At 60.5% G+C, this 10,957-nt stretch carries 6 protein-coding genes; 1 reads left to right on the forward strand and 5 read right to left on the reverse strand.

The window, feature by feature from the left end; all coding sequences use genetic code 11:
• Positions 1-2 precede the first annotated feature (2 nt).
• Positions 3-2,234 carry a hypothetical protein gene (locus EJ071_RS13790; protein WP_126098355.1) on the forward strand — a complete coding sequence of 744 codons (2,232 nt, stop codon included), beginning with the start codon at positions 3-5 and terminating at the stop codon, positions 2,232-2,234.
• A gap of 171 nt (positions 2,235-2,405) precedes the next feature.
• Here the strand turns inward: EJ071_RS13790 and EJ071_RS13795 are convergent, their stop codons facing one another.
• The 5 genes from EJ071_RS13795 to EJ071_RS13815 form a co-directional block, all read right to left on the reverse strand.
• Positions 2,406-4,820, reverse strand: a complete 2,415-nt coding sequence (locus EJ071_RS13795) for an AAA family ATPase (RefSeq protein WP_126098356.1) — start codon at positions 4,818-4,820, stop codon at positions 2,406-2,408.
• Entirely contained in the window at positions 4,817-5,134 is a 318-nt protein-coding gene (locus EJ071_RS13800) for a hypothetical protein (RefSeq protein ID WP_126098357.1), read from the reverse strand. Before EJ071_RS13800 ends, EJ071_RS13795 begins: the two co-directional genes overlap by 4 nt.
• A gap of 86 nt (positions 5,135-5,220) precedes the next feature.
• Entirely contained in the window at positions 5,221-5,427 is a 207-nt protein-coding gene (locus EJ071_RS13805; RefSeq protein WP_126098358.1) for a hypothetical protein, read from the reverse strand.
• The gene (locus EJ071_RS13810; protein ID WP_189521459.1) at positions 5,424-7,142 is read right to left on the reverse strand and encodes an SIR2 family protein; all 1,719 of its coding nucleotides are present in this window, start codon (positions 7,140-7,142) and stop codon (positions 5,424-5,426) included. The genes EJ071_RS13805 and EJ071_RS13810 overlap by 4 nt, the downstream gene beginning before the upstream one ends.
• A 151-nt stretch (positions 7,143-7,293) precedes the next feature.
• Complete coding sequence (locus EJ071_RS13815; RefSeq protein ID WP_126098360.1) at positions 7,294-10,692, reverse strand: TM0106 family RecB-like putative nuclease; 3,399 nt, start codon at positions 10,690-10,692, stop codon at positions 7,294-7,296.
• Positions 10,693-10,957 lie beyond the last annotated feature (265 nt).

The raw sequence follows: 10,957 nt of genomic DNA on the forward strand, positions 1-10,957 counted from the left end.
CGATGACGTTTGATCTGACAAAATTGGGCTGGAAAGCTTTTCAGGATCTCGCCACGGCCGTCGCGGCCGAAATCCTGAAACGCCCGGTGCAGACCTTCCTAGGGTCGAACGATGGAGGTCGAGACGGAGCGTTTCTCGGGACTTGGACCGGTGACGACGGCCAGCCGATCAAGTCGACGCTCCAGTGCAAGTACACGGGGAAGCCGGGCGCCAACCTCACGCTGGCCAACCTCAAGAGCGAGCTGCCGAAGGCAGCGTTGCTGGCTCAGAACGGCCTCGCTGAGGATTATGTGATCCTGACCAATGCGGGCGTATCGGGTGAAGCGGACAAGGAGATTTGCGACGCCTTCAAGGCGGCAGGCGTCAAGCGATGCCAGGTGTTTGGCGGCTCATGGATCCAGCAACAGCTGGACCAGAGTGTGCGTCTGCGCATGTTGGTGCCACGGATCTACGGGATCGGCGACCTCTCGCACATCATCACCGACCATGCCTACAAGCAGGCCAAGGCGATCCTCGACAATATGGGATCCGATCTCAGCTGCTTCGTGCCGACCGACGCCTATCGACAGGCGGTTAAGGCGCTCCAAGAGCATCGCTTCGTAATCCTGCTGGGAGATCCGGCCTCGGGCAAATCGACGATCGCGGCGATCCTGGCGTTGGGCGCACTCGACGACGGCTGTATCGGCGCCCTGAAAATCAACGCGCCAGACCAGTTGCACCTTTGGCATCCTGGCGAGAAGCAGTTGCTATGGGTTGACGATGCCTTCGGGTCCAATCACTTCGACGTGGACCGAATGAGCCGGTGGAACGCCGAACTCGGCACGATGCGTGCGGCGATCGAGGGCGGCGCCCGCATCGTCTTTACGTCCCGCAATTATATCTGGGGAGCGGCCCGACCCTACCTAAAACAGAGTGCGTTCCCCTTGTTCAAGGAGAGCCAAGTCGTCGTAAATGTCCAAGAGCTGACCGACAATGAGCGCGCGCAGATGCTTTACAATCACGTCCGCCGGATCCAGCCCCAGGCAATGCGCCAGCGACTGAAGCCGTTTATGCCCTCTGTCGCTGCCAACAAAGCATTTCTGCCAGAAACCGCACGACGACTCGGTGATCCTCTGTTCACAGGTAAGCTGAAGCTGAGCGCGGGTCGGATGAAGGAGCTTGTCGAGCAGCCGGTCGAGTTTCTGACCGAAGTGCTCGAACAACTCGATGCGCCGTCCCTTGGCGCAATCGCATTGATTTTCCTCAACTCGGAAAGCGGCGTGCCATCGCCAATCGGGAAGCAGCCGGCGCTCGAAATGGTCAAGCGGCTCTTGGGCGTGCAGCCTGCGGCTGTGGCCATGGCTATGGAGCATTTGAATGACAGCCTGACGCGGCGCCTTTCAGCTCATGACGGTGACCGCTGGGTGTTCCGGCATCCGACAGTGACCGATGCATTCGCCGAGATAGTCGCTCGCTCCCCCGAGCTGATCGAGCTTTATGTACATGGCGCCAAGGTCGATCGGTTAATGCGCGAGGTCGTATGCGCACCGTTGACTACTGAACGCGCCCATGTCCGCATCCCGGCCTCGCTGTTTGCAGAGCTCTCGGAGCGGTTTCAGGATCATTCGCTCGACGAGATTTTCAAATCGTTCCTCGGTGCCCGTGCCGGTGACGGCTTTCTTGGCAAGATCGTCGCTGCGCGCCCAGACATTCTCGAATGGTCAGCAACGACAAACCCCCGCAACCTTTCATCGGGCAGTCTGCTGCTCCTGGCGGCCCTCAACTCCTACGGTCTCCTGCCTGAAGAAGCCCGGGAGAGGATCGTGGAATACGTCGACGATGACACGATCACCTGGATGCGGACCGATGTGTTTGCGAACGAGATGTACCAGCAGATCTTCACTCGCGACGAATTTGACGATCTTGCCTCACGCTTCCGTAAACAGTGGCTGAATGATCTTGGTAACCTGCTGGACCATGTGCGGGGGAGTTTCTCCTCGGACAACGAACTCAGCCTCTATGAGGACTTCAAATACAGCATGGAAAAGGCCGAACCGTTCTTTTTCCCGAGTGGGCGGACGGAGCCGCTCGACACCTTCTATGCCGAGATCAGCGCCCATATCAGCACGCTTGAGGAGGACGGACCCTCGCCTGAGCCTTCCGCGTGGTCAGCGCAGGCGGCTACGTCGGCAAGTATCTCGGCGACGTCGGCTGCTGCCGACAGCAGCACGATCTTCGACGATGTCGATGATTAGCAGGCAGAAGTCGAGCCAACTCTCCATGAACGGCTGCTTTGGTGCCGAGGAGACAAGCGGCCGTCGCGCGCTGGCTGCAGTCACGCGGACAAAGGGCGTGACCTTCAGATAGGCTTTCCCCCAGGTTCGCAGAAGCCGTTCTTCTCCACAGCCGCACCTGGCGTCGAATCGTCAAGCGGCGATCGCCTTGTCGGGCTGCCAGACGTGGGGCTGGTAATTCATCAGCGTCTGCCCATCGGCGCTTCGGCTGAGTTCGATCGTTATCAGCCTGTCATTCTGGAAGGCCGGACTGAATTCCAGGGCGAGATAATCGAACAGCGGTTTTTCATGGACTGCGACGACGATCTGGCGCTGCAGTTTCGATTTGGCCAGCGTGCGCAGCAATGCCGCAAACTGAGCGATGTGGACTTCGTCCATGCTTTGAACTGGATCGTCGATTATCAGCCACGGAAGGTCTGGAGTGACCGACAGGTGCAAAGCGAGAAACAGCGTTAGTGCCGCTGTATTGAGGTTCCCCGCGCTCAGCATGGCTCGGGGGTTTCCGCCTTTGCCGCCGGAGCGGTACCAAGTTTCCAGGATAGCCTCGACAGGTCCCCCATTTGTCTCAGGCACTGCGAAAGCGGGCACGAACGGTTCTTCCGGCGCCAAGCGTACGAACAGATCACGCCAAACGCGATTGAGCGAACCATTGAAAACTTTCCTCACGACTGTCGTACGCGCCTCGCCGACGCGCTTCGCAAGCTCGCGCGCATCATGAATGATCGAGTCCGCCCGACCTTTGGCGGCATTCAGTTGGTCAAGTCGCGCCTGCGAGTTGGCAATCGCCGACACGACAGGTTCACGCGCAGCAGTCAGACGTTGCACCTCAAGCGCGTTGCCTCGCATTTCGCGCCGAATGCTCTGGTTTGAGGTGTAGACCTCTTCCAGCCGGGCCGCTTCCGCCCCGAACCGCGACAGGGCCGCATCTACGGATTCCGTCGGGCTGATCGGGTCGAGATTGAGTTCGGTTGCAAAGCGAACCAGGGAGTCCCGCAGCGCCGTCCCACTTTGGTCGAGTGCGGCCAAATCCGAAAGCTCACGCGATGCCGAAGCCGCAGCCGCAAGCAGCTGTTGGCCCTCGGCAACGCTATCGGAGATGACCTCGAGCGCAATATGGATCTCCTGCAACAAAGCCTGTCTGGTTTTGAGCGCGTCACGAGCCTGATTATCAAGCCGTCTGCTCCGGATTTCGCCAAGCTGCCTCTCCGCGTTGGACGCAGCCGCAAGTGTCGCGGCGCGATCCTTGTTCAGCGCCTGCAGCTGTCCAGAGACGGCCGTCAGCTCCGCTATCCTTGCCGAGAGATGAGCGTAAAGCGGGGTCTTCGATTCCTCGCTAAAATCACGGCCACAAACGGGACAATCCTCCGAATGGATGTGGGGTAAGAGGCCACTGAGCGCTTGCGCCAACGTGCCGGCCTCGGCAGCATAGCCGGATATCTGTTTCTCAAGGGCGTCGGCCCGGGTCCTTGCCCGAGTGTATTCGCCGCTGAGATCGGTCTCGCGCTGTGCGGCCTGCGAGTCGCTGGCCAGAACATCCGAGCAACGGGCAAGCTCCTGAGTCACGGACGCGAGCGCCACAGAATAGGCGTGTTGCGGTCCTTCGCTAGCTGGCGGCAGATCGGGAAACAAGGGAGCGAGGCGTTCCAGCAGTCGGTTTAATTCGCGGCCCTGGGCTGCGTTCCATTGTTGCAACGCATTTTCTGCTGCCTCGCTGCGTGGCTGGGCAGCTACTCGCTGCCGCGAGGCATCAGTAGTCGAAACCTGCTGCCACTGGCGGTGCGCGACCTCGATCTCCCGCCTGAGATTCGCCAATCGGATGAGTTCCTGTTCTTCCTGCTCGGCGGAGAGCGGACGTGCGTTGACGTCACGGCGTTCCACCGCGTTGACCGCCCTCGTTCGCTCGTCATTCTGCCTACTGAGCTCGAGGATACGGGAATCTGTCGCCGCCAATCCACTCCGCAAACGCTCGATCTCGTTTTCGATCTGTGGGATCGCATCCCTTGTTTCGGCATAGGCTGGCACGCCCGATCGGAGGCGGCGAACGTCGCCCGCGTCGTGAAGTCCGTCTATAATGGCGTCGAAATGATCGAGGCCAAGCAGGTCCTTGACGAACTTGGTGAGAGCGGAATCGGTTCGCTTTGGGGAATCCTGGTACAATTCAAGCAGCCGTCCCAACGAGGATTGGGCAAGAAAACAGCGCTCGCTGTAGAATCGAGCCAAGTCAGCGGCGAGCAGCGCGGCGCCCGAAATCCCATCAGTGCCGACATTGATCTCCGCCTCGTTGCGGGGCAAGCCGTCGGTGTTGATCCAGATACGGGCCGACTTGGCATCCTTGTGTACCAGATGGCTGGCGTAGTCGGGGTCGACGCGCTCCAACGAGGGGACACCTCCAGTCAAAGCCAGCTCGATGCCCGAAAGCAGGCTTGTCTTTCCCGCCCCGTTCTGTCCGTGAACAAGAACGATCGGCGCGTCCAACGGGACTGAAATGGTGCCTTTGATGCTGCGGAAGTCGGTCAGCGTAATGGACTGCAACTGAGCTGGGCTCATTCGAAAACTCCGCCAACTGGTCGACCTGATTCGTTCAATTGGTTCACGGTAGGCACTTTCAACGAGGTGTTGAGCAGTTCATGGAGCCGCGCTTGCACGGTGTCGGCTCCCTGGGCCGCCAGCGTGATGACCCCAAGGACGCTGTCATCCAGATCCTTCGAGCGCTGGGCGATTGATTCAAGCGGCTCCGTAACGTTCTGGCTCGGTTCGGGTAGCGCAAGGGGAAGCAAGACCGCCAGCCAATTCTGTAACAGGCCACTGGTGTCGTCGGGCTGGATGACACCGGTGGGCAGGACACGGCAGACCTTCGTCATAGCATCGAGAACCGTTCCGGCGGGCCGGGGTCCGACCAAAATGGCGGTGAGCGGGCGTTTCGACCGGGCGACATCGAGGGCGCGGGCTACCCCTCTACCTTGCGAAGGATTCGCGTGTCGGCCTCAAAAGCGGTGTCCGCAACCAGGACGAGATCAGGAGATGGATTCTCGCCGATCAGTGCGGCAGGGAACTCGAAAGAAAGCCCGGCAATCGAAAGCGGCGACGAGAGTCGCCGATAGCCCGATCCAGTCAGGATCTCGACAACGCTTTCTATGGGCGTGGAAGCGCTCATATCGCAGCCTCCTCACGGAAATACTGTACGAGATCAGCAACCCCGGTCACGCGTTGCAGGAGATCGTATATGCTGACCTCGCGCAAGCCCAAGTGGCCCGTCCGGCCAGGGGAGCTACGCGGCGACCGTGGCATTGTGAGGGGCTTTTCGGCGCTGTAAACTAGCACGGCGTCCTCCTCGTCAACGATGTGACCGTTCTGCTGCAGTCGAACCGCGGCCCGACCGTTCGCGGCAAGAACAACCTTCGTGCTGGCGGTCGCGGTCGACACGCGAACGATGCCGGCAGTGGGATCCGAAGGGTCCACTCCTTCCAACGTCCAAGCGCCGCTTTCGAGGCCAATGCCCAATATGCCGGCGACGACGGCTACCTCGGCCAGGCCGGAGGAAGGAATGTTGGGATCGCCCGCCACGTGGTGCAGAGGCACCGACGTCAAGGGATTGTACCGACGCGGTACTATCCCGGCCGAGCCATCCCTGAACATCGTCATCGCGCGCGACGCCTGGTCGGCGAACGCCTTCACAAAGTCCAGGCGGCTTCCATTGTCAGCACTGGCAATCTGGTTCCTCAGAGCGACAAGGCCCTGCTCTACGGCTTGCTTGCCGTCGTCGCTCAGCGTGCCTTCGACCAAGTTAACCATGGCTCTCATCTTGTCACAGATCACGGACAGGAGCAGAGCCATCAGAAGGGGATTCGCGTAGGCCTTGATGAGGGATTGCCCATTGATCTGGGTCCGCGTCGCGCCAGTGTAATCGTTGGGATACACGTTCTTGAGCAGGGCCTCCTGATCGGCTCCGACCTTGTCGCCGGAAAACACGAAGCTCGGCCGCTCACCTGGCCATGGCCATCGCATTGTCGCCTCCGCGCTCGCGAAAAGCGCCTGGATGTTGGAATCCTGTGCCGACAAACCCAACATCAGCGTTGGCTTAGAGACGGCGATATCGGTGAGACGACCGATCACCGCCTTGTTTTCCTGAGCCGCGGCCCAACGATTAATCTGCGAGAAGCGCCCGACAAGAAACGGTCGGTAGTGCGGTTGATCCTTCACGGCGAGAACGGCGCAGCCGTGAAACTTGATCAATTGTGCAACGAGCGCCGCCTGACGAAGGTCCTCGGACCTGACACAGACGACGAGCTTCGGGACATTCCCAGTGAGCTCATTCATCGCTTTTTCGACCAGCCCATCCCAGTTGGCCGTGGCGATGTCCGAGGCAGTGCCCTCCAACACGAGCATCGCCACGCAAAGATGCTCGACGTCGGGCTCGGTTGTTGGATTGGCGAATGTCGTTGGCACATCCACACCTTCCCACAGGAGATAGTCGTCCGGCTTCCCGGGAACGGTGATGTCCAGCAGCCGTGCGTAGTTGTTCGTAAGGCGCTCGACGATCGCTTCGCGGTCAGGCCAGGTTGCAAATCCCGACCCAAAATCCACACGGGTCCACTCCTCACGCGAAAGACCTGCGAGCGCAAGCGCCCGATCGAGTGCCTCTTTGAATGGGCAACCCCCATCCGCGGCATCGATCTGCTGCCGCAGAAACTCGAGGACGCGAGGGATAATTTTCTTTAGCCCGTCAACACGACCGAATGAGATGCCGGAACCCAGCCAAAACGCGTATCTATCCTCGGCCACCCCGAGCGCGACAGCGCGGAATGGGCCATCGAGGATGTCAAGAGTCTGGCGGATTGTTATCTCGGAAGCACCTGGCGCCACAGTCATGCGCGAACTTTCGATACAGGACTTTGATTTGAAACGTGAAAACTCCATTTTTGAAATAGTGGCAAATCGTACCTCATTTCTAATGCTATTGACGCCTCATTTCTACCAATGTGGCGCACGGCCTCCTCTTCTAGCAGATATGCATATCCTGCTAAAGCGATGTTGCCAGTTCTAAGTAGCGGCAAAGTGCATTCGCCAGCCGCATCTGGTGAGGCGTTCGGCACTCGGCTTGGAAAAGCATTGGGGACGATACCAGGACGCAAACGCACTTCGCCCGCGATGTCGCCACGTTCAAGCGGTTGAGACTGTAAAGGAACTCCACGCCACGCGGCGCGTCAGCAGGACTTGAGGTCGCCGTAGAATAGATGGCGATCGCTGCTTCCTGCCCCTGAAACTTGTCCACCGTGCCGACCCGCGCGCCGGGCAGGCGCTTTTGGATCTCGAACACTTGGGCATTGAAGGGCGCGATGATGAGGATGTCGTCGAGCGTGAGCGGACGAACGTTCCCGAGGCGATCCGTCCAGCTAATGCCGGCGGCGGTGACTTCCATCACTAGGCCCGCGATTGCCTCTGCCTCTTCCGGCGAATTGCTCTGATTGCCGCTATGCGCCACGGGCAGCCACCGCAGGCCCGCGCCAGACAAGCGTGTCGAGCCACTAATTAGCTGGCCCGCGAGTCCTTGGCGAGGATGGAGTTCCCCCGCGTAGAATAGCTCTGACGTGAATCCGCAGATGTCGGGGTGCAGCCGCCATGTTTCGTCTAGGAACAGGCCGCGATCCGGCGGGATCGTTTGGGCGCCATCAAGGATGTGATGGAGAGCGGACACGTCGCAGCCATCAGGGTGGCTGCCTTGGATTGGCTGGTCGAGCTGCTGGGGATCGCCCACGAGCACAACTGTCTTCGCTGCCTGGGAGACGGCGAGCACATTTGGAAGCGCCATCTGCGCGGCCTCGTCGACGAAGAGCACGTCGACCGCTTCATATGCGTCCGGCAGTGACCAGAGCCAGGCCGTTCCTCCTCCGACATGTACGTTCTGGCCGATCGCAGCGATGAGGTCTTCGCTCCGGCGGGCGAATGTCAGCCGATGCTGTTCTTCTTCGTCATCGTCAGCCTTTTGACAGCACTGGAGATCGACCCCGAGTCCGTCCGCCTCCTCGATCACCTTGTCGAGGAGATTCCGGATCACCTTGTGGCTGTTCGCGGTGATCCCGACCGTCTTGCCCTGGCGGACGAGTGCGCAGATCATCTGCGCCGCCGTGAAAGTCTTCCCTGCACCCGGAGGTCCCTGGACGGGCAGCACGCCTTCGCCGAGATGCTCGGCCAGGCGCAGCGCGGCAGCTAGAGTGCTCTCGCCGGCTTCCCTGATGGAATGGCCGCCGATGGGAGGCGGTCGCCTCAACAGAAGATCCCGCGCGGCCCGGTATGGGCCAGGACCTTCGATCCCGTTTGCCACGACGTACTCGCTTATGCGGAGGAGCGCTTTCGCAATGACCTCAGCGCCGACGACCTTGTGGGCGAAAACTGCTTCGGGGTGTAGGCCCGCGCTATCCTGGCGCTTCTTTATATCGACGGTCCGCTCCTCGAGCGAAATTGCCGAGACTGATCCGAGCTTCTCGCCTCCGCAATTGCGAAGATCTTCGCCGCCGCGGAGGGAAGTCTCCTGCTTTGGGTAGCTGTAGCGATGAATGGGCGCGCGAGCCGTTCCGCCGGCTGCCCCGACGAACACAAGCCCTGACAGCCCCACCCGTTCATCAAGCAGCTCTTCGGCTGATACCGCTGCAAGGCGAAAGAGCTCCCACCAGGTCGCCTTGGCTTCCCGCCGATGCCAATCCAGCAGGTTGGCAAGCAGCCAACGTGCATGCTGCTCTTCCGAACGATCGGCAGGGTCGTCGGGGATCCCTTGCAGAAGCTGCTCGATAACGGGAGCGATGCGCGCAAGCCAGGCAGTGACATTCTCGTTCGGGGCGCCGTCATCGCCGGCTGCAGGCCGCGGGACATCCACGCCGGCGGAAATGAATTCAGCGCGCCGATCTTCAAGCCATGAGCGGAGAGCGGCTGTCGAGAGGCAGTCATCCTCGTTGTAGCCGCGCACGGTCGCGCGGATTTCCGCGCTGATGGACGCGACATCGCCGAGCTCGAGATTGGCCTGAAAGTTTGTGAGCGCGCTGTTCGCCTCAGGGAGCGGCACCTGCCTTACGAAGCCATAGAACGGCTCGAGGCGTTTGATGGAGTAACTCTCGACGCTGGCTCGAACGGCATGGCGAACCACCAAATAAAGGTCGACGAAGACCTTCGCGCGCAGCATGCGGTCGATTTCATCTTCTCGCGTACCGTATCGTCCCATCAAACGCTTGAGGGCCGCTGGCTCATAGGGTGCGTAGTGATAGATGTGCAGGTCCGGATATGCCTCCCAGCGCGCCATGACGAAATCGACGAACCGTTCGAAAGCCTGCCGTTCTTCGGCGCGGGTTAAAGCCCACTCGCCGCGATAAACGTTTTCGCCGTGATCGTCGCTGGACAGGTAGCCGAAGAGATATTCGAGACCGTGCTCTCCTATGAATGGATCACCTTCGAGGTCCAGGAAGATGTCGCCAGGAGAGCGTTCAGGAAGGCGCGCCAGTCCGAACCCCGGCTCGATCTCAAGCATCTCGAATTTGCGCATTCCCGCTTCTCGCGCCTCAACCTGTATGCGCGCCTGCTCCCGCACGCGGTCGTACGAGCCAACCGATCCTCGTTCGGGCCGCCAGGAAAACGGATGGGGGAGCGCAGCGATGCCGGCCATCGTCGCGGCGCCATGTTGCGCGAACTCGTTGATCTGGACTTTCGTGACGCTGGCGATCAGGGAGGGATGGTCGTCCTCTCGCCTCTTGTGATCGCACGCGTCATACCAGCGGCAAATGTCGCAGTGAGCGGTCGGGTCGGGATACGTGGCCGGAGCATCCTCCTGCTCAAGCGACTGCTCGAACCGACGCTTTGCTTGCCGATAGTAGGCCGCGTAGTCGGCGAAGCGGAACGTCTGCGGCACGAAATCGGACCACGGGGCGACGACATGCATGTGATCCGGCGCAAGGCCTTGCGCTCGCTCCAGCAGGTCGGAGTAGAGGCAGAGCTGAAGTACCGTTCCCGCCTTCGTTTCCCGTGCGAGCTTAGTGTCGAGCACCTCGTACGACCAGGCACCAAGGTTGCTTGGCTTCTCCACACGCCGCAGGATGTCGGCCCGACCGCCCCAACGGCCGTGGCGCAACGCTCCCTGGACGATGACTTCGGTGCCCGCTGCCATCGACCGGAGGGTCGCAGCAACGGCCGCGTCCGAGATGTCGACGCCGTCGATTCGTGTTGTCTCCAATCCGCTGTCGATCAAATGCTGCACGAAGTTCCGTTCGTGCACGGCGCCGCGCTCGCGCAGAACTTCCAGTTGCGGGTCCCAGTAGGTTGGCTTTGCGAGCTGTCCCTCCGCAACGGCCCGGTCAAGGACGCTCAGATGATGGCAACTTAGATGGCCTACCAAGTCACTCGCGCTAAGTCGAAGTTCGCCTGCAACCAGCTGCATACCCGCGTCCCCCATTGCTGCTGCGGAGCCTATTTCCATTCCCTGTCGTTAATAAACCCTAGCGGGAGAAACTTTCGCCACGTAACGGTGCACGGAAGCCGCAAGATAATGGGATGCGTGGTACTCGCGTGACCGCCACGCAGCCCTATTGTCCGGCTCTCTTTGGCGGTGATGACCAAGGAAGGTGCTCTTCGTCATCGAAGTTGTTTGCCGTCGTCGGCAATCTTTATTCGAAGATTGTCCGATACCCGCAGACCATGCCATG

The organism is Mesorhizobium sp. M1B.F.Ca.ET.045.04.1.1 (assembly GCF_003952465.1).
GTDB classification, from domain to species: domain Bacteria; phylum Pseudomonadota; class Alphaproteobacteria; order Rhizobiales; family Rhizobiaceae; genus Mesorhizobium; species Mesorhizobium shonense.